The following is a 19,871-nucleotide window of genomic DNA, read 5'->3' as shown; positions in this document are numbered from 1 at the left end:
GGCGGCGCCTGCCAGGGACAAACTCTCTTGATCTGCCCGGGCGGCAGCAGATGGCCATGACCGAAACCGCCGACAATGTGCGGACCGGGACCTGGCATCCCCGGGCCGGGAGCGGCGCCCGCCGTGCCCGCGCCGAAGCCCGGGAAGCCTGTAGGGCCATTCCCGGAGCGACTATGGACCAGGTCGCTGTCGGCTTTCTCAATGGCTTCGGACTTCCGCCGGTGGAGTTCGTCGACCTCGCCGCGGACCTCGCGGCCGTCGATCCCGCGCATATCGGGTACGCCCAGCTCTGCGAACACCCCGCTGCGTCCGCGCATCGACAACTACATGGAGGAAGCCATGTTCGAGTGGATGATGCCCGGGGAGGGTGAACTTCCGTGGTGCGACATCGTGTCCGCGCTTCCCGCCGACGTCGTGATCGAACTCGAGGTGCCCCAGCGATCGCTGGCGCTGGCCAGCGTCGGCCCGGCCGAACGGCTCGCCCCCTGCGTCGAGGCGGCACGCCGCCTGCTGGCCGAGGCGGCAACGCGGCGAAGGGGTTAGCGCTCAGCTCGGCTGCCGCAGCGGCAGGCCCGCCGCCCGGTAGATCGCGTCGATGACGGTCATGTTCCGCACGGCGTCTTCCGGGGTGGTCAGCACCGGTTCGCCGCGCAGCACCGCGGCGGCGAAAGCGTCGAGCTGGTACGCGTAGGAGGCGCGGCGCGGAAAGCGTTCCGCCCGTTTCCCATTGGGCGAGCGGACCGAAAGGCGGTTCACCAGGCTGGGCAAGACCGGGTTGAGCAGCCGCAACTCCCCGCGTTCGCCCACCACGCGCGCGCTGATCCGCAACAGGTGCGAGGACCACATCGAGCAGACGATCCGGCCGGTGTGCCCGGCGGCGAACCGCAACTCGGCCGTCATCGCGCGGTCCACCCGGGGATCCCGTAATTTCGCCCGTGCGGAAACGACTTCCGGGGCCGAACCGCCGAGCGTGCGGGCCATGTGGACCGCGTAACACCCGGCGTCCATCAACGCGCCCCCGGCCAGCGAGTAGTCGTAGCGGATGTCGGAGAACCTCGGCAGGGGAAAGCACATCGCGGCCTCGACTCGCTCGATCCTGCCCAACTCCCCCGAGGCGATGATCTGCTCGGCCCGCAACGTGAGGGGGTGATAGCGGTAGTGGAACGCCTCCATCACCACTCGACCGGAATCGGCAGCGATTCCGGCGATCTCGTGCGCCTCGGCGGTGTTGGCCGTGAACGGCTTCTCGCACAGCACGTGCTTGCCCGCCGCGAGCGCGGCGCGCGTCCAGCGGCCGTGCAAGCCGTTGGGCAACGGGTTGTACACCGCGTCGAGGTCCGGGTCGGCGACCAGCGCCTCGTAGTCCTCGTGTACCCGGGCGATGCCGTGCTTGGCGGCGAACGCCCGGGCGCGGGTGACGTCGCGTGCGGCGACGGCGGCAACCACCACCTCGGGGTTGGCCTGGGCCGGCTTGACCAGCGCCAGCGGCGTGATGCGGGCGGCCCCGAGGACGCCGATGCGCAGCGGTGCCCGACCCTCAGCCATCGTCGCCGTCGGAGTCGCGACGGGCGAACGCTGGCGCGTGCTCCGGCCGGACCCCCACCCCGACGAAGTACGCGGGCACCGCCGAGAGCCAGGGCAGCCGCTCCACGAGCGTCAACAGCGCCCCCGGAGGTGTGGGGTCGGCGCCGCGCAGGAGCGGCCCCAGCAACGCCCGCGCCAACACCCGTTGGACCGCCTGGGTCACCGCGGCCGGCAAGGCGCGGCGGCGCCGGACGGCCGCCAGGTCGCGGTCGGTGACGCGGTGCCGCCGCAGGGGCCCGGCCAGCAGGGTCGCGGCCGCCACGGCATCCTGGACGGCCAAATTGATGCCGACCCCGCCCAGCGGTGACATCGCGTGCGCGGCGTCGCCGATGCATAGCAGCCCGTCGGTGTGCCAGCGGCGCAGCCGGTTCACCCGCACGTCGAGGTGCTTGACGTCGTCCATGGATTTCAGCGCCGCCACCGAGTCGGGCATGTCGGGCAGCAGCGCCGCGACGTCGCGGCGGAACGCCTCGATGCCCCGCGCGCGCAGCTGAGCGTCGGTGCCCTTCGGTCCGATGTACGCGATCTGGAAGTAGCCCTCGCGCGGGATCACGGCGAGGGCCCTGCCCGGGGCGGTGCGCGGCAGGAAGGAGAAGTCGGAGGCTCCTGCGCGGGGCAGCCGAAACCACCACACGTCGAAGCCCACCGGGTACTCGCGGGCCCGCAGCCCCGCCGCCTGGCGCACGACCGACCAGCGGCCGTCGCAGGCGACGGTGAGTTCGGCCCTGAGTTCGCCGGGACCCTCCGGTCCCGTGTAGCGCACGCCGGTAACCCGGCCGCCCTCCCGCAGCAGCCCGGTGGCCTCGGTGCGCATCCGGAGCGTGAAACTGGGCTCGGCGCGCGCGGCCTCGGCGAGCAGGTTGAGCAGATCCCACTGCGGCACCATCGCGATGTAGGGATGCCGGAGACGCAGACGCTCGAAATCGATGTAGGTCACCGAGCGCCCGTCCGTGTCGAGTTGTCCCGTCCTGACCTCGCTGTAATGCAGCGCCGCGAACCGCTCCCCCAGGCCCAGCTCGTCGAGCAACTGGATCGTCGTGGGATGCACGGTGTCGCCGCGGAAATCGCGCAGGAAGTCGCCGTGTTTCTCCAGCAGGGTGACTTCGACACCCGCGCGCGCCAGCAGCAGCCCGAGGACCATGCCAGCCGGGCCGCCGCCAACGATCGCGCACGTCGTTGTCTCCACCATCGCGCTCAGCATAAGGGGACGCACGTTTTCGCGGGCGTCCCGCCGAGGAGCTACAGCTTGGCGTCGAACACCGAAACGGGCTGCAGGAGCACGCCGTTCTCCTCCACGTAGCGGTCCCACAGGGCCAGGAGTTCGGCGAGCTTGTCGGGGCGCGCGGCGGCCCGGTCGTCGGTCTCTCCGGGGTCGCGGGAGAGATCGTAGAGCTGCCAGGCGCCGGGGCCGTGGGGCTCGGGCAGGTACAGCGCCTTCCAATCGCCCTGCCGGATGGCACGCCGGCCGAACAGCTCCCAGCCCGTGGCGGTGTCGGCGTCGTGGACGGTCTCGGCGGAACCGGACAGGTACGGTACCAGCGAGCGGCCGCGCATCGGCGCCACTTCTCGCCCGCGGTAGGCGGTCCCGGGATGTTCGGCGCCGGCCAGTTCCAGCACGGTGGGGGCGATGTCCATGACGGTCGCGAAGGCGGTGCCGATCTCGCGTTGCCGCGCAAAGCCCGGCCAGGTGACAAAACCGGTGACGCGGATCCCGCCTTCGGCGGTGAAGGCCTTGTGCAGGCGCGACGGCGCGGTGGCGGCCTGGGCCCAGCGCGGGCCGTACCAGATGAACGAGGTGGGGCTGCCGAGGTTGTCGAGGCTGTTGTCGAAATTCTTCTCGATCTGCGCCACGATCTGGGGACCGAGCAGCGGCCACGCCTCCAGAGCGGCTCCCTCCGCACCGTTGTCGGACAGGAAGATCACAATCGTGTCGTCGAGCTCACCGGTCTGGGAAAGGTAGTCGATCACCCGGCCGACGTTGTGGTCCATCCGGTCCACCATCGCCGCGTAGACCTCCATGCTGCGGGCCGAGCGCGCCCGCTCCTCGTCGGTCATGTCGGCCCACTCCGGGGCGCCGTCGGCCACGACCGGATGCGGTACGACGCCTTCCGGGCACAGGCCGAGCCGCTTCAGCGCCGCCAGGCGCGCCTCGCGCAGCGCGTCCGGCCCGTCGTCGTAGCGGCCGCGGTAGGCCGCGATCGAGTGGTCCGGCGCCTGTAGCGGCCAGTGCGGCGCCTGAAACGGCAAATAGGCGAAGAACGGACGGTCATCGCCGGGCGCCCGTTCGGCCAGATACCGCACCAGTGTGTCGGCGTAGAAGTCCGACGAGTAGAAGTCGTCGCCGACCGTGACGAACCGGTCGTCTTCGGTGTACAGCGCCGGCATCGGCATCAGCACCTGACGGGCGGCGGCGCCGCCGTAATGGCTGGCGCCGCCCGGCAGCAGGGCGAACGAGCGCTCGAACCCGCGCGCCCAGGGCGATGTCTCGATCGTGTTGCCAAGGTGCCACTTTCCCGCCATCAGCGTCAGATAACCCGCGTCGCGCAGCAGCTCGGGCAGCGCCACGACCCGATCGTTCAGATAGCCCTCGTAGCCCGGCGCGCCGGTGAATCCCGGTGCGGCGACCTCGAGCATCGTGCCGATGCCGGCGACGTGGTGGTCGGTCCCGGTCAGCAGCATCGCCCGGGTGGGCGAGCAGGTCGGGGCGGAGTGGAAGTCGGTGAACCGGATCCCGGCGTAGGCCAGTTTGTCCAGGTTGGGCGTGGCGATCTCGGCGCCGAAGGCGCCGATGTCGGAAAACCCCAGGTCGTCTGCAACGATTACGAGAAAGTTGGGTCGCTTCACACTGAAGCATCCTGTCAGGTGCGGGCCGCGGTACCAACGGTCGCCACGCCCCAGGGGCGGTGCGTTCCCGCGCTGCCGGCGCGGACCTGCTCGCCCGCACAGGCCGGGAGCGGCGCGCCGGCCACCGCCCTCCGGCTCCTGCAGGCCCGTACGTGAACCTCTCGGTTCATCCGGCTGCGTCGATGGCAGGCGTCTCAGGGTGTGGCGTGGCGGTGCTGGCCGGTGTCGCGCCGAGCGGCAGCGAGCCGTTGTTTGAGCTGGCCGAGTTCTTCGCGCAGGACGTCGGGAAGTTTATTGCCGCCGATAGTGGCGTACCAATCGTCGATCGATTCGATCTCGCGTATCCATTCGGCCGGGTCGACCTCAAGTGCTGCGCGGATTGACTGCTCGTCGGCCTGGAGGCCGTCCAAGTCGAGGCTCTGGAGGGAGGGGATGTCTCCGATCGGGGTGTGGACGGCGTCTGCGGTGCCCTCGATGCGTTGCAGGGCCCATTTCAGGATTCGCGCATTGTCACCGAACCCGGGCCAGAGGAATGCGCCGTCCGCGCCGCGGCGGAACCAGTTCACGTAGAAGATTTTCGGCAGCTTCGACGGCTCTGCTTCGGCGCCGATATCCAGCCAGTGCTGCAGGTAGTCACCGATGTGGTAGCCCAGGAACGGCAACATCGCCATCGGGTCGCGGCGCACAACGCCCACAGCACCGCTGGCGGCGGCTGTGGTTTCCGAGGACAGCGTCGAGCCCAGGAACACCCCGTGCCGCCAGTTGTGCGATTGGGTGATGAGGGGGATGGTGCTGGCACGCCGTCCCCCGAAGAAGATCGCCGAAATCGGCACCCCTCCAGGATCATTCCACTCCGGCGCCACGGTAGGGCACTGCGCGATCGGGGTGCAATAGCGCGAATTGGGGTGCGCGGCCGGATCGTTCGAGTCCGGTGTCCAGTCGCGGCGTCTCCAGTCGGTCAGGTGGCGGGGCGTGTCAGCGGTCATGCCTTCCCACCACACGTCACCGTCGTCGGTGAGCGCGACGTTGGTGAAGATGGTGTTGCCGCGCTCGATGGTGGCCATCGCGTGCGGGTTGGTGTCGGCTCCGGTGCCGGGGGCGACGCCGAAGAATCCGGCCTCGGGGTTGACCGCGTAAAGGCGACCATCCTCGCCGAAGCGCAGCCAGGCGATATCGTCGCCGATGGTTTCGGCGCGCCACCCGGGCAGTGTGGGTGACAGCATGGCCAGGTTGGTCTTCCCGCACGAGGATGGGAATGCTGCGGCCACGTAGTGCACCTGCTGCTCGGGGGAGGTGAGTTTGAGGATCAGCATGTGTTCGGCCAGCCAGCCCTCGTCTTTGGCCATCTTCGAGGCGATCCGCAACGCGTAGCATTTCTTGCCCAGCAAGGCATTACCGCCGTAGCCGGAGCCGTAGCTCCAGATGGCGCGTTCCTCGGGGAAATGGGTGATGTATTTGGTATGGTCGCACGGCCACGGGACGTCGTGTTGTCCCGGATGTAGCGGCGCCCCGACCGAGTGCAGGCACTTGACGAAATCAGCTCCCTGACTTAACTTTTCCCACACCACACTGCCCGAGCGTGTCATGATCTGCATGGACACTGCAACGTATTCGGAGTCGGTGATCTGCACGCCGAACTGAGGTTCGGCAGCATCCAGCGGACCCATGCAGAACGCGATCACGTACATGGTGCGTCCGGCCATCGCGCCGCGATATTCCTCGGTCATTACCGTTTTCATGTCGACCGGATCCATCCAGTTGTTGGTGGGCCCGGCGTCTTCGCGCCGTACCGAGCAGATGAAGGTGCGGTCCTCCACGCGCGCCACATCCTCGGGATCCGACGTGCACCAGAACGAATTGGGTTTGCCGGACAGCTGAACAAAGGTGCCCTTCGCCACCAAAAGTGCGGTAAGTCGGTGCCATTCGTCGGTTGAGCCGTCACACCACACCACCGCGTCCGGAGTGGTCAGCTCAGCCACCTTGTTGACCCAGGCACGGATCGCGGCTGAGGGGGTCGGTGCATGTTCGATGCCGACGACAGTTGTTGTCATAGCAGTGACCTTTCTGATCACGGTCATGGGATGGGGAAAACTGGTGCCGAGCGGGCAACCGATGGCGGATTCTCACACAGCACGCGATCGACATGCCTGCCGATCGCGGGGATCAGCAGCCGCTCGTCAAGACCGGGCAGCATTGCATCAGCGGGCGTGACGAGGGCAAGTGCACGCGCACAGGCAGCGAGCACTTCGACGGTGAGCGGTACCCGTCGGTGTCGGCCAAGGCCACGCAGCAGGCCCGGTAGCACAAGGGCCGCGTAGTCATACAGGTCGCCGGGCAGCCTCAGCCTGCGCCCGGGAGCGACGTTATCGGGCGCTGCGTCGGCGAGGTCCAGGAGCAGATCGCTGCGGGCCATGACGTCGTGCAGCCGCTGGTCCGGGGTGTCGTAGCTGCGCCAGGTGGTCATCGACCCGGCGCCCAACGCGATCAGCAACGGCCCAAGGCGCGGCACGGTCCCTGCGCCGGTGACCACGATGCGCGCGCGGCGTGGGGCGATGTTGCGCCCGCGGAGCGCTGACATCGCGGCCGCACCGAGGGTTGCGGTAACGACGTCGAGTTCGCCGATCACCGTTGGCCCACCGCGGGTGTACACGGCCCGTTGTACCTGCGCGGTAGCCGAGGGGTCTAGACCGATCAGAAACACCGCCGCGACCCGCGACGGCAGCTGCGTGAGCCGGGCCGCGACGGCGGCCGGGTCATTCTGGGTTAGCGGCAACGGTACCGCCCGCCTCGGGATGGCCTCGGTGATCAGCGCCGCGTAGTTCTCCATCGCCACCCAGACCGCGCGATCTCGGGCCCGGGTAGACGGTGTTCTCACGGCGGCCACGCCGACGGTCGTGATGCCGACAGCTGTGACGTTCTCAATGCCACCGAAGCGCATGTGTTCGGCCGCAGCGTTTTTCGTCCTCTTCGACATTCCGATAACCAGATCTTTTCAATATCGATACTTTAGAAAGTTGGCAAGTAGTAGTGACGGCCCTGCGACGTACCGGCTTCGAAGCGGTCGCGTCAGCGCGCCGATCCGGCAGCCAGCGACGGCGGCCCGTGTGCCTCGTCGAGCACTTCGGCCTGGCCGGCTACCACTCCGGTGAGGATGGCCCGGGCCACAGAGAGCAGGTCTGCGACCTGTGATGTGGTGAGCGCATAGGTCACCGTGAGCCCCTGACGGTGCGCGACGACCAGTCCGGCCCGTCGCAGGATGGACAGCTGCTGAGATAGGTTGGCGGGTTCGATACCCACTTCGGGCAGCATCTGCGAGACCGTGAGCTCGCCTTCGCTGAGCAGTTCCAACACCCGGATGCGGGCGGGATGACCCAGCGTTTTGAAGAATTCCGCTTTCATCCGGTAAAGCGGCTGACGCGAGTCTGCCATGACGCCTCCCGTGAAAGCGGCCTGCACTATGACTAGTTGCCAATGTTAGCAATTCGTTGAGACAGAAGATACGGTCCAGCCGAGCGACTGCGTCACAGGTCGTTGCCCGCGTAGGACAAGTTGAAGCTCTTGTTGGTCAACGGAAAGTCCGGGACGATCGTGTCGGCCATCGCCACCGGCACCGCGGGCCAGTTGAACCAGGACGGATCGACGACCTTGCTGCGGGTGATGCGCGCGTCGGCGCTAATTTCGACACGGTGCACGATGGTGCCGCGCCATCCTTCTACGATGCCGATACCACTGCGTGGTCCGCGTGTCGACGGGGCGGGGACGACGTATTTGTTTGGGCCGGTGTGTGATTCGACCAGGTAAGCGGCTAATGTGGCCGACGCGGCGAACTCGTCGCGTCGCAGCGTATAGCGGGCCAGCACGTCGCCCGCGCCGGCGCCGCTCTCGGTGATGGGTAAAGCGGTGAAGGGATGCTCGGTGCGGGCGTCGGTGCGCACACCGCTGGCCCGGGCCACATATCCGAGGCAGCCCATCGCCCGGGCGTCATCGCGGTCCAGCACCGAGGTGCCGGCGAAGCGGTCATAGACCACGGTGTTGGCCAGGGTCAGTTCGGCGATTTCGGCGATGTCGGTGGCGATGGAGTGCAATTGGGCGGCCGTGGGCAGCCGATTCACGGTGACGCCGCCCGGGTAGATGGCGCCACGCAGCAGCCGGTGCCCGGTCACCACGGCGTTGAGGCGCAACAGTTGTTCGCGGATGCGTTGGGCATGGGCGTTGGCGATGCCATAGCCGACGTCATTGGCCATTGCGCCCAGATCGGCGGCGTGGTTGTAGAGCCGTTCGAGCTCGACGAGCAGAGCACGCAGTCGCTGCGCTTCCTCGGGCATTTCGATGCCGAGCGCGTCCTCGATCGCCAGGCTGTGGGCCAGCGCGTGTGCGGCCGAGGTGTCGCCGCTGATTCGTTCGGCGAGATCGACCGCCGCGGTGGCGGGACGTCCCTCAAAGAGCTTCTCCAGCCCACGATGCACGAACCACAACCGCGCCTTGAGCCGTAACACGGTCTCGCCGACGACGGAGAACCTGAAATGGCCGGGCTCGATCAGCCCCGCATGTACCGGCCCGACCGGGATTTCATACACCCCGGTTCCTTGCACGGTGACGAACGGGAACCCTCCGGTGGCCGCGAACTGCGGTGGGAGCCCTGCGTCGGCCCGCATCGGATGCCAGTCCTGCGGCCAGTGCGCGTGGCGCACCAGCCGCCGCAGATGGGGGTGCCCGACCGGCCGAATCCCGTAGAGGTCCGCCATTTCCCGCTCGAAGCGGCTCGCGGGGAAGGACAGGTACGCCAGCGAGGGCAGCGCCGGATCGGCTGCCGTCAAAAGGGTTTCGAGCTCGACACGGCGGTCCGGGTGGCCCGCGAGGAACAGGTACACCACCCGCAACCGCTCGCCGTCGTCGTGGGCGGCCACCAGCCCAAGGCGAAATCCCTGGTCTACCAATTCCTCTGCTTTACCGGCGATCTCGTCACCCGGCAGCCTGTGGTGTAGCCAATTCGGTGTCACCGAACGGCTCCGACCTGGCTGGCGGCAGTGGTGAACAGGTCGGTCAGCGGTCCCGCGGTGACCCCGAGTGCGATCGATGCCGCAACACCGGCCAGCAGAGCGGCTGCCACGGTGGCGGGGACGGCGATCCGGGGCGCGGCGCCGACCGGGACGCCCAGCAGCATGCGACCGGAATTTCGCACCAGCGCGGCGAACGCGACGGCGATCAGCAGCATGGCGACGCCGAGCACCCACCCCAGTCGTGCATCGGCCAGCGACCGGGCGATGGCCACCTCGCTGGCGAACATCGCAAACGGTGGCAGACCGAGCAGCACGATCAGCCCGACAGCGAACGATGCGCCGATCACCCGTGAGCGTCGCAGGACCCCGGTGATGTCTACGACGGCAGTCGAATTGTGCGCAACCTGCAACTGGCCGCCGGACAGGAACAGCAGTGTCTTACCGATGCCATGGGCAAGCACATGCAGCAGCAGCGCCGCGATCGCCAGCGTGGTCCCCGCCGCGAGAGCGATGGCGATCAGGCCCATGTTTTCCATCGACGAGTACGCCAGCATCCGCTTGACATCACCGGTCACGGTCAGCATCAGCACCGCGACCAGCAGCGTCGCCAATCCGGTCACCAGCAACCCGGTGCGCTGGAAGCCCGGCACGGCGGCGTCGATGATCGGTTTGATCCGAATCAACACCGAAACCGCCACCGACAGCAATACCCCGCTCATCAGCGCGCTCACCGGCGCCGGAGCCTGGCTGTGCGCGTCGGCCAGCCAGGTGTGAAATGGCAGGAGACCGGCCTTGGCGCCGTATCCGATCAGCAGCAGACCGCCGGCCAGTCGGGTCACTTCGGGGTTGAGACGTCCGGCGTGGGCAAGCAGCGCGTCAAGATTCAGCGCGTGGGCGGCAGGTGCCCCGGCGTGCTGGGCCGCGAAGTACAGCAGCACGGTGCCCAGGAAGGCTATCGCGATCCCGACCGAGCAGACGATGACGTATTTCCAGGTCGCCTCCAGCGCGGTGCGGGTCCGGCGATGCCCGACGAGAAACGCGGTGACCACGGTGGTCGCCTCGATCGCGACCCAGATTACGCCGATATTGTTGGCGCACACCGCGATAACCATCGCAGCCAGGAACCCCGGCGTCAGCGCGCCGTACAGCCGCGCACCGGCGGCGTCGGTGTGGCCGTCGGCAAGTTCAGCATTGACGTAACCGATGCTGGCCCCCGTGGCCAGCGTGCCGACCACCCCGATGACAATCTCCATGGTCACCGACAACGCGTCGGCGCGCAGCAGCCCGCTCAGCGCAAAATACCGGCCGGAACCGACCTGGAATCCGAGCGCGGCGCCGCAACCGAGGATCGTCACCGCCGAAAGCACCGTGACGGTTGCCGTGACGCGGCGCCACCCCCAGATCAGGGTGATCAGCGAGGCGGTGATCGGTGCGAGGATGGCACCAGCAACAGTGCGGTCATCAATCGCGCAATTCGTGCAGTTGGTCCAGGTCCGCGCCGCCGAAGGCGCGCCGGAGTCGGCCGGCCAGTACCCCGATCACGATCACGGCGAACAGCACATCCAGGGAGGCGCCGAGTTCGACGATCAGCGGCACGCCTGCGGTCAGCAGGAATGCGGTTGCGGCAATCCCGTTGTCCAGCATCAGAAATCCGGCGGTCTGTGAGATGGCGTGGCGCCGCGTGCTCATCACGAACAGCGCGATGAAGATCACGGCGAACGCGGCGGGAACGGCGGTGGCCGCAGCAGTCGGCTCGAGGTCGACGACGGGCCGGGTGACCGCGAATGCCACGATGGTCAGCACGGCGGTGATCAGCAGCGAACTGGCGGTGTTGACCAGCGGGGTGGCCTCGCGTTGGTCGCTCGGCTCGGCGGCCAGCGCCCGGACCAACAGCCACGGCAACGCCACCGCGCGCAGCAGAAGGACCGCGATCCCGACGTAGACCAGGGCGCGGTCAGCGTCGTGGATTGCGCGCAGCAACGGGATGGCCGCGAGCGCGAAGCCCTGCCAAGCCAGCAGTCGCACGACGGCGCGCAGGTCGCGGCGCCAGGTGACGAGCACGGCGGCGAGCAGGAGCCCACCGGCGGCGAAGTCGATCAGGGTGGCGAAGGTCGAGTCGGTCATCGGTGCGTCCTCATGCCGCCACGGTGAAGAAGTTCGCGGCGGTGACGGCGAGCAGGGCGAGCAGAAACGACCCGGCCAGCAGTTCGGGCACCCGGAACAGTCGCAGCTTGGCGATGAACACCTCCGCGGCAGCCATCAGCGCGGCCAGCAGCGCGACCTTGGCCGCGATGGCGACGACACCGATCACGATGTCGAGCGGGCTGGGACGACTTCCGGCGATGCCCCATGGTGCGAACAGATTCGCCAGCAGCGCCAGCAGCACCGCCAGCCGCATCCCGGATGACCATTCCACCAATGCCAGGCGAGGCCCGGCATATTCGAGCGTCATCGCCTCGTGCACCATGGTCAACTCGAGGTGGGTGGTCGGGTTGTCGACCGGTAGTCGTCCGGTCTCGGCGATGATGACCACCACCAGGGCGACGAAAGCCAACACTCCGGTCAGCGATGCGACGTGCCCCGGGTGCTCGAGCGTGTTGGCGACCACCGCGCCGAGGTTGGACGACCCGGCGCGGATGGAGAGCGCGAAGACGGCGAGCAGGATCGTCGGCTCGACCAGCGCGGCGATGGTGATCTCGCGGCTGGCGCCCATGCCACCGAAGGAGGTGCCGGTGTCGATTCCGGCCAACGCCAACGCGACGGTACCCAGGAACAGCAGGCCGACAACGGCGAACAGATCGGCGACCGGGTCCAGGGGCGACCCGGTGGCCACGATCGGCGCGATGGCCACGATCAGCAGCGTGGTGCCGGCCAGCACCGCGGGCGCCGAAGCGAACACCACCGTGGTGCCCCGCGGGGTGACCTGTTGTTTGCCAAGCTGTTTGCGTATATCCCGCCAGGGTTGCAGCAGCCCGCCACCGGCGCGTCCCTCCAACGCGGCCCGCACCTGGCGCATCAGCCCGATCATCAGCGGCGCACCTAACACGACAACGGCCAGCTGCGCGACGCCGGCGACGAACGACATAGGGTTCACCTGGCGACCACCATCACGATCAGCACGCCGAGCGCACCGTAGGCGAGGTAGAGGTGCACGCTGCCGGTGTGAGCGCGCCGCACCAAAGCGGCCGCCACGGCCACCGCACGGATCACCGGGGTATAGAGGCGGTCTTCGATCGCGTCAGTGAACTTGGCCCGATAGGTGACCGCCTGAGCCATGTATCGCGATTCGTCGAGGTGGGTAACTTCGATATCGGTGTCTGGACGCAATACGTCATCGAAGACGCGCTGCAGCGGCTCCGCGAATGATGTTGCCGTGTATTGCATCCGCGACGTCAGGTCGTCGGCACCGCATGCCCACAGCGGCAGGAGGGCGGGTCGTGGACGCCGGCGCGAGCGCCACCGTGCCAGCACGACGGCCAGCACCACCGCCGCAGTCAACGCCGCGGCGATCCACCCCGGCGCGACCGACCCGGACATCCGGGGCAGCCGTATCACCGTGCCGAAGTCGCTGAACCGGACCGTCGCCGCCGCAGGCAGCACGGCGAGGACCCGCCGCAATATCGGCGCAGCCACCCCCGGCGCCACCGCCGCCACCACACACACGCACCCAGCGATGACCATCCCGCCGACCATGCTGCCCGGGGCTTCTGCCGCGTCGCCGGCGGCCGCGCAGCGTGGACGTGCCAGAAACCCGACACCGAACGCCTTGACCATCGCCGCCACACCCAGTCCGGTGGTCAAGGCCACCGCGCCGACCGCCAACGGCGCGGTCAGCGCCACCAGCGTGTCGTGGTTGGCGCCGGCGTGGATCAGCGACTGAATCAGCAGCCACTCGCCGACGAAACCGGCGCCCAGCGGAAGTCCGGCCGCCCCCAGGGCGGCCACTCCGAACAGAACCGTGGTCGCGGGCATTCTGCGGGCCAGCCCGCCAAGCCGGTCCAAGTCACGCAGCCCGGTCGCGGCCAGCACCGAACCGGCGGCCATGAAGCCCAGGCCTTTGAACGCTGCGTGCCCGATCAGATGCAGCACCGCTGCTGCCATCGCGATCGTGGCCGCCGCGCGCGCGCCGGAGTTCGCGAACAGCGTGGCTGCCCCCAACGCCAGGGTGATCAACCCCATGTTCTCGGTGGTCGAATAGGCAAGCAGCCGTTTGAGATCCGTGGCCACCGTGGCCTGCAGCACCCCGTACACCGCCGACACAGCGCCGATCGCCAGCAGCACCAGCCCCCACCAACGCGGGCCCGGCCCGAGCAGCTGCAGGTCGAACCGGACGATGCCGTAGACACCGAGGTTGACCATCGCCGCACTCATCAACGCCGATACCGGGCTGGGCGCCTCCGGGTGTGCCCGCGGCAGCCAGGCATGCAACGGCACCAACCCGGCTTTGGACCCGAACCCGGCCACGGTCAGCGCGAACACGGCGATACGCGTGCCATCGGACACCGGCGCCAGTGCGGCGAAGCGATCCGCGCCGCCGGACGCCGACAGCACCATCAGCCCGGTCAGGATGGCCACGAACCCGAGCTGCGTCATCACCGCATACACCAGACCGGCCGAACGCACTTCAGGCCGTGTGTGATCCGCCACCACCAGGATCAGCGACGCCAGCGCCATCGACTCCCACGCCACCAGGAAGGTCGTCGCCGACCCCGCCGCCGGGACCAGGAGCATCGCCGCCACGAACACCGGCAGCACTGCCGACGGGAGCCGCCCGAGATGTTCCCGACGCGCGTAGCCGATCGCGTACACCCCGACGGGAATGGCGACCCCACCCGTCAGCGCGACAAAGAACCCGCCGAGTGGGTCGAGCGCCAGATACACCCCCGACAGGGGGATCAGCCAGCCGATATGCAGCGGGCGCACCGTGCCGAAAACCGCAGCAAGCCGACCCACACCCCGAGTGCGCCCAGCGCCGACGTGACGGCTCCGCCCGCAAGCGATGCCAAACCCTGGTGATGCACCGTGTTGGGCTCGGTTGCCGGAGCAATGGTGAGCGTGGCCATTACTTTCCGGTCACCGAGCGCAACGCCGCGACGATCTCGGCGGGTGTGGGTGGGCAGCCGGGGATTCCGACGTCGACGGGCACCACCTCGTCCACCGCACCGACCACCCCGTAGGCATCGGCGAACACCCCCCGGTTCACCGCGCAGTCGCCGCAGGCGATCACCACCCGCGGTTGCGGTGTGGCTGCGACCGTGTTGCGCAGTGGGTCAGCCATGTTGCGGGTGACCACTCCGGTCACCAGCAGCGCATCGGCATGCCGGGGCGAGGCGACCAGCCGCGCCCCGAATCGTTCGGCGTCGTACACCGGACCGAACACGGCCGAGATCTCCACCTCGCAGCCGTTGCACGACCCCGCATCGACATGCCGGATCTGCAGCGAACCCCGCACTCCCGCAGGCGGATCCATGACAGGCTCCGGGGCTGGACCGGCACCTTCCACCACGCGGCCGACACGCAAGATCTTGCCAATCCAACTCATCGGGCTACCGTTGATCCGCTTGTAGGTCATCGAGCATCGCGGCCCGGTCGCTGAACACCCCGGCCAGCACATTTCGCGCGACCATCAACAATTCCGCGATGTTCGGGGATGCCATCGAATAAATCACGGCGCTCCCCTCCTTGCGAGAACTCACCACCCCGGCGCGGCGCAACACTCCCAACTGCTGCGACAGGTTCGACGCCTCCAAACCCACCTCGGGAAACAACTCGGCGACCGATCGATCTTGCGCTGCCAACAGCTCGAGGATCCTGATTCGCGCCGGATGGGCGAGCGTCTTGAACAATTCGGCCTTGAGTTGGTACAGCGGCGCCGACACCACAGCCCTCCTGAAGACTTCATCGTTCCAACGTTCGAACAGTTGAAGACTTTATCATGTCCATTCGGAGTCATGCCTACCCGGAGCGACTGACGCCGACGATCCGTTTTGCGCCTCGTGCCATCGGCAAGCGGCCGGCGACTGCGAGTCGGGAACTCGGCTGAAAGTCAGAACGCCTCGGGATCGCGCTGCACTTCGACCGGCACCGGGTGCCGGTACAGCCGGGACGCGTTCTCCCAGGTGAACTTGCGAATCACGTCCTGCGGCAGATCGCCGATCTGCCCGTGGACGGTCTCCTGGGTGTGCGGCCAGGTCGAGTCGCAGTGCGGGTAGTCGGCCTCCAGCATGATGTTGTCGACACCGATGCGGTCCCGCTGCACGAACGACGACTTGTCCTCCACCGCGCAGAACCAGAAGTTACGAGTGAAAACCTCTGCCGGAGTGAGGCTTTCACCGAGCGCCTGCCAGGTGCCGTACATCGCGTGGTAGCTGAGCATGTGGTCGAGACGGTCGAGCAGCCCGGCCACCCAGCCGATCCCACCCTCGGACAGGCAGATCTTCAGGTCGGGGAATCTGCTGGGCAGCCCGGAGTACAGCCAGTCGACCGCCGCCGAGATCGCATAGGCGAAGAACAGCACACCGGCCACATCCGGGGGCGCGTCCTCGGTGGTCGACGGCGAGGATCCCGACGACCCGATGTGCAGATTGACGACGGTGCCCGTCTCGGCGCACGCCGCCATCATCGGGTCCCAGTGCCCCGAGTGGATACTCGGCAGCCCCAGCATCGCCGGGTTCTCGCTGAAGGTGACGGCGGGGAAACCGCGCTCGGCGTTCTCGTAGATCATCTGTGCGCCCACCACGGGGTCCAGCAGCCACGGCAGCTGACAGGGGATGATTCGCTCGGGGTAAGACCCCGCCCACACCTCGAGGTGCCAGTCGTTCCAGGCGCGGACGGCGGCCAGGGCCAGCTCGCGGTCCGTGGTCACCTGCTGCAGCCGCTGTCCGGCGAAGCCCGGCAGAAACGAGGGAAAATTCAGCGAGGCGTAGATGCCGTTCAGGTCCATGTCCGCGATGCGCTCGTGGATGTCCCAGGCGCCCCTGCGCATCTCGTCGAAACGGACCGGCTCGAAGCCGTACTCCGCCACCGGCCGCCCGACCACGGCGTTGAAGCCGACGTTGGGCAACTGCCGGCCGTCGTACACCCATGTTTGCCCGCCCGCGTCGGTGTCGACCACCCTCGGCGCGCGGTCGGCGAACTTGCGCGGCACCCGCCCGGCGAAGGTATCGGGGGGTTCGACGATGTGATCGTCGACCGAGATCACGGTGTAGCGGCGCGGCGCCCGCGGCGGGTCGGGCAGGAAGGTGACCGACCGGGTGTCGCCCGTCTTGGCGGTCGTGAAGTTGAGGTCTTCGGCCAGCTCGTCGATCGATTTCACCCGTCAACCTCCGATCGAGTGGGATAAGTGTGACGTGGCGGTGCGGCCGACCGGCGTGTCGCCGCCCCGGGTCCACCGGGATGGCCGGGGCTTCACGTCAGCACATCCGGGTCGGCCTTGATGGTCATCCGCGCCGCGCCCGCCCAGTACACGTCGGCGGCACGTTCGACGAGCGAGCGCTGCATGCCTGCCATGTCGGACAAGTTCATGGCGACGGGCTCTTTGCCGGTGAGCATGACGTCGTAGGCCAGCTTGCACACCCGTTCGATCGAGGCCGCGCGGTAGACGGCCTCCGGCAGATTGCGGCCGGTGGCGAGGACGCCGTGGTTGGCCAGGATCGTCAGGTTGGCGTCGCCGATGCGCGTCGCCAGTTCCGCGGCGCGGGCGGGGCTGTCGATCTCGCCGTCGTAGGTGTCCACCAGGCACAGGTCGCCGAGGAACAGCGAGCCGGTCTGATGTACCAACTCGGGCAGCCTGCCCAGCGCGGCGAGCACGCACACGTAGTAGGGATGGTTGTGGATCACCACCCGCGCGTCCTGGCGGGCCCGGTGCAGTTCGGTGTGGATGTGGATGGCCGGGGTGACGTCCCAGCGCCCGCGGACCACCCGGGCGTCGCTGTCGACGGCGCAGATGTCGGAGGCGGTGAGCTCGGCCCACCACAGCCCCCACGGATTGACGAGCATGTCGGTCTGGCCGTCGAGCTGCCAGGTGATGTGTCCGGCCATGTTCTCGGCGAACCCGATCGCGGCCAGGTGCCGGAACGCGACCGCCAACGCCTGCTCGTCGGACAGTTCGACCCCGATCGGGGGAACCACCGAGGGCGACCACACTTCGAGGCCGCCCCGCCTGGCGTCAGCACCCTTCATCATCGCCCTCCATTCTGGCGCGGATGTCTTCGCGGAGCAGGCCTTTGGCTATTTTGCCTCCCGACGAACGGGGCAGCTCATCGACCACGATGAGCCGCTCGGGCAGCAGTTCCTTGGAAACTCCTTGCGCCAAGAGGAATTCGGCCAACTCGGGCAGGTCGATGCCCGGCGAAGCGGCGAGTTCGGCGTAGAGGCAGACCTTCTCGCCGAACACCGGATCGGGCATCGCCACCGCGGCGGCCACCGCGATCGCGGGATGGGTGGCGACGGCGTCCTCGACCTGGCTGGCGCTGATGTTCTTACCACCGCGCAGGATGAAATCCGACGTGCGCCCCGTGACGCTCAGATAGCCGTCCGCGTCGATCTCGCAGATGTCGCCCATCCGCATCCACCCGTCGCGCGTGAACAGCTTGTCGTGGTCGGTGCCGCCGAGATAGCCGAGGCTGGTCGCCGGACCCCGGCAGGCGGGCTGGCCCCGTCCCGTGTCGGTGACGTCGCGGTCCCCGTCGAAGAGCCGGACCGCCATCTCCGGGACGATCCGCCCACCGGTGCGCAACCGGCGCTGGCGCGGATCGTCAAACGTGGTGGCGCTGAGAATCCCGGTCTCGTTCGAGCCGTAGAACTGCAGGATCGTGGCACCGGTGAGGTCCTCGAACTCGGCCGCGGGCCGGTACGGCAGCGCCTCGCCGCCGGTGAACACCACGCGCAGCGAACTCAGGTCGTGCCCGCGGGTGGCCGGATCCGCCATCAACATGGTCAATTGTGTGCTAACACAACATAACACGGTGGCCTTGTGCCGTTCTATCGCCTCGCATGCCGCCGTGGTGGTGAACCGGTCGAGGAGGACGGCGGTGGCGCCGAGGTAGATCGGGGTGGTGTGGCTGGTCCAGATCCCGAACCCGAACGGCATGGGAATGACCGGCAGGAACACGTCGTCCGGGCGCAGCTGCCCGTTGGCGACGGCCTTGCGGTGGAAGTAGTGCCAGCGGTTCTGGGTGTGCACCACGCACTTGGGCAGGCCGGTGGTCCCGGAGGTGGAGTTGATCAAAAAGACGTCGTCGGGGCCGAGCCGGGCCTCGTCGCCCGGGGCCGCGGGCGGGGCGTCGATGTCGAGGCGCAGGCCGTGCAGGGTGAGCACAGTCGGCCCGGACCCGGCACAGACTTCGGCCGCGGCGCCGCTGCGCGCACGATCGCTGACCATGATGTCGGGCCGGGCGCCGCGCAGGATCGCCGCAACCTCACGGGTGCCGGCGCGCGCACCGATGCCGACCACGACGGCGCCGCAGCGTTCGACGGCGACGAACAACGCGTGGATGGCAGCCGAATCCCCGTGCCACACCGCCACCCGGTCACCGCGCGTCACACCGGCCGCGGCCAACTGACCGGCCAGAGCTGTTGCCACGGAATCGAATTCGGCCCATGTCAGCGCGCCACCGGGATGGTCGATGTAGGCGGGACGATCGGGTGAGCCCTCGGCGTTGCGGCGGACCGCGTCCGACAGCGTCGCATCGGACCACCAGCCCTCGGCGCGGAACCGCGCCGAGTCATCGACGGCGAACGCCGGCGAGCCCATTATTTCCAGCTCACCGGCGCTCATGACCAAATGATAGGAAAGCCGCGGCCGGGCCGGTCGGCGGCGTCGTCAGGGAGTGGGCGGGGCGGCGGGGGCAGGGTGTTGATCGGTGTCGATGTCGGGAACCGCCGGGCGCCGGAAGTGCGGGTACGGACAGGTGACGTTGCGGATGCAGCCGCAGTTCAGGCCGACGATGCAGCCGCCCCCGCCGACGGGTTGGACGGGGCGTCGCCAGCGGTGGGCGGGGCCGGCGGCGGCGGGCTCACGCGGGAGGAAACTGCGCTTGCCGCCGTCGCCATCGTGGCGTCCGGTGACGTTCCGATCGCCCAGGCAAACACGGCCACGCCACCGCACAACACGGCTGTGGCCTTAGCCTTGCGATTTGACATGCCCCCCAGTGCATGTTGGCGTTTCCCCCTGGTTGGTACGCCGCGACCGGTTCCTAGAAGACTCCAAGAAGCTATGCAAGATCCTCCAAGGCCGGCGGCCGGCCGGGGTGGGGGTGGCGCCGGCGTTGCCGCGGATCAGCAGTTGCACGTCGAGCCGCTTCTGCAGCCCGCGGCCACGCTGTCGTCACCCTGAATCCAGGCATGCCCAACACCAGCCGATTGCTCGAAGCGCATCGATCCGCCGGACGCACGCTGCGCGCCGACGGGATCTCGTCGTTCCTGCTCGACGACGGGCCCCGG

General features: G+C 68.3%; 15 protein-coding genes and 2 pseudogenes. 1 reads left to right on the top strand and 16 read right to left on the bottom strand.

Annotated features, from left to right (window positions below; genetic code table 11):
• Positions 1–201 precede the first annotated feature (201 nt).
• Complete coding sequence (locus tag AB8998_RS13920) at positions 202–543, top strand: hypothetical protein (RefSeq protein ID WP_369738453.1); 342 nt, start codon at positions 202–204, stop codon at positions 541–543.
• 3 nt (positions 544–546) lie between these two features.
• On the opposite strand, the gene AB8998_RS13915 is transcribed toward AB8998_RS13920, so the two are convergent.
• The 16 genes and pseudogenes from AB8998_RS13915 to AB8998_RS13840 all read right to left on the bottom strand — a co-directional run bounded on the left by AB8998_RS13915 (position 547) and on the right by AB8998_RS13840 (position 19,206).
• Positions 547–1,545: a Gfo/Idh/MocA family protein gene (locus AB8998_RS13915; RefSeq protein WP_369738452.1), complete on the bottom strand. Its 999-nt coding sequence runs from the start codon at positions 1,543–1,545 to the stop codon at positions 547–549.
• On the bottom strand, positions 1,538–2,773 hold the full coding sequence (locus tag AB8998_RS13910; RefSeq protein WP_369738451.1) for an FAD-dependent oxidoreductase: 1,236 nt from the start codon (positions 2,771–2,773) through the stop codon (positions 1,538–1,540). The genes AB8998_RS13915 and AB8998_RS13910 overlap by 8 nt, the downstream gene beginning before the upstream one ends.
• 50 nt (positions 2,774–2,823) lie before the next feature.
• Positions 2,824–4,428 (bottom strand): arylsulfatase, encoded by a 1,605-nt coding sequence (locus AB8998_RS13905; protein ID WP_369738450.1) that lies wholly within the window; start codon positions 4,426–4,428, stop codon positions 2,824–2,826.
• Positions 4,429–4,622: 194 nt separating this feature from the next.
• A complete protein-coding gene (locus AB8998_RS13900) occupies positions 4,623–6,479 on the bottom strand; it encodes a phosphoenolpyruvate carboxykinase (GTP) (protein ID WP_369738449.1) in 1,857 nt (618 codons plus the stop codon).
• Between the two features lie 23 nt (positions 6,480–6,502).
• Entirely contained in the window at positions 6,503–7,303 is an 801-nt protein-coding gene (locus tag AB8998_RS13895; protein WP_369738448.1) for a hypothetical protein, read from the bottom strand.
• A gap of 191 nt (positions 7,304–7,494) precedes the next feature.
• Positions 7,495–7,857: an ArsR/SmtB family transcription factor gene (locus tag AB8998_RS13890; RefSeq protein WP_369738447.1), complete on the bottom strand. Its 363-nt coding sequence runs from the start codon at positions 7,855–7,857 to the stop codon at positions 7,495–7,497.
• Between the two features lie 92 nt (positions 7,858–7,949).
• Positions 7,950–9,428 carry a hydrogenase large subunit gene (locus tag AB8998_RS13885; protein ID WP_369738446.1) on the bottom strand — a complete coding sequence of 493 codons (1,479 nt, stop codon included), beginning with the start codon at positions 9,426–9,428 and terminating at the stop codon, positions 7,950–7,952.
• Positions 9,425–10,890 (bottom strand): annotated as a pseudogene (locus AB8998_RS13880) (proton-conducting transporter transmembrane domain-containing protein). Before AB8998_RS13880 ends, AB8998_RS13885 begins: the two are co-directional and overlap by 4 nt.
• Positions 10,890–11,552, bottom strand: coding sequence for a hypothetical protein (locus AB8998_RS13875; RefSeq protein ID WP_369738445.1), 663 nt, complete (start codon positions 11,550–11,552; stop codon positions 10,890–10,892). The pseudogene AB8998_RS13880 and the gene AB8998_RS13875 overlap by 1 nt, the downstream one beginning before the upstream one ends.
• A gap of 10 nt (positions 11,553–11,562) precedes the next feature.
• A complete protein-coding gene (locus tag AB8998_RS13870; protein WP_369738444.1) occupies positions 11,563–12,513 on the bottom strand; it encodes a respiratory chain complex I subunit 1 family protein in 951 nt (316 codons plus the stop codon).
• Positions 12,514–12,518: 5 nt separating this feature from the next.
• Positions 12,519–14,491, bottom strand: a pseudogene (locus tag AB8998_RS13865) (proton-conducting transporter transmembrane domain-containing protein).
• Positions 14,491–14,970: an NADH-quinone oxidoreductase subunit B family protein gene (locus tag AB8998_RS13860; protein ID WP_369738443.1), complete on the bottom strand. Its 480-nt coding sequence runs from the start codon at positions 14,968–14,970 to the stop codon at positions 14,491–14,493. Before AB8998_RS13860 ends, AB8998_RS13865 begins: the two are co-directional and overlap by 1 nt.
• Positions 14,971–14,974: 4 nt before the next feature.
• Positions 14,975–15,307, bottom strand: a complete 333-nt coding sequence (locus AB8998_RS13855; RefSeq protein WP_369738442.1) for an ArsR/SmtB family transcription factor — start codon at positions 15,305–15,307, stop codon at positions 14,975–14,977.
• A gap of 167 nt (positions 15,308–15,474) precedes the next feature.
• Positions 15,475–16,743: an amidohydrolase family protein gene (locus AB8998_RS13850; RefSeq protein ID WP_369738441.1), complete on the bottom strand. Its 1,269-nt coding sequence runs from the start codon at positions 16,741–16,743 to the stop codon at positions 15,475–15,477.
• 92 nt (positions 16,744–16,835) lie between these two features.
• On the bottom strand, positions 16,836–17,609 hold the full coding sequence (locus AB8998_RS13845; protein WP_369741568.1) for a class II aldolase/adducin family protein: 774 nt from the start codon (positions 17,607–17,609) through the stop codon (positions 16,836–16,838).
• Positions 17,596–19,206 (bottom strand): class I adenylate-forming enzyme family protein, encoded by a 1,611-nt coding sequence (locus AB8998_RS13840; protein ID WP_369738440.1) that lies wholly within the window; start codon positions 19,204–19,206, stop codon positions 17,596–17,598. Before AB8998_RS13840 ends, AB8998_RS13845 begins: the two co-directional genes overlap by 14 nt.
• Between the last annotated feature and the right edge of the window lie 665 nt (positions 19,207–19,871).

Source organism: Mycobacterium sp. HUMS_12744610 (genome assembly GCF_041206865.1).
Taxonomy (GTDB): domain Bacteria; phylum Actinomycetota; class Actinomycetes; order Mycobacteriales; family Mycobacteriaceae; genus Mycobacterium; species Mycobacterium servetii.
Note: the sequence above shows the minus strand (reverse complement) of the source record. Positions and strands in the feature narration are given on the sequence as shown.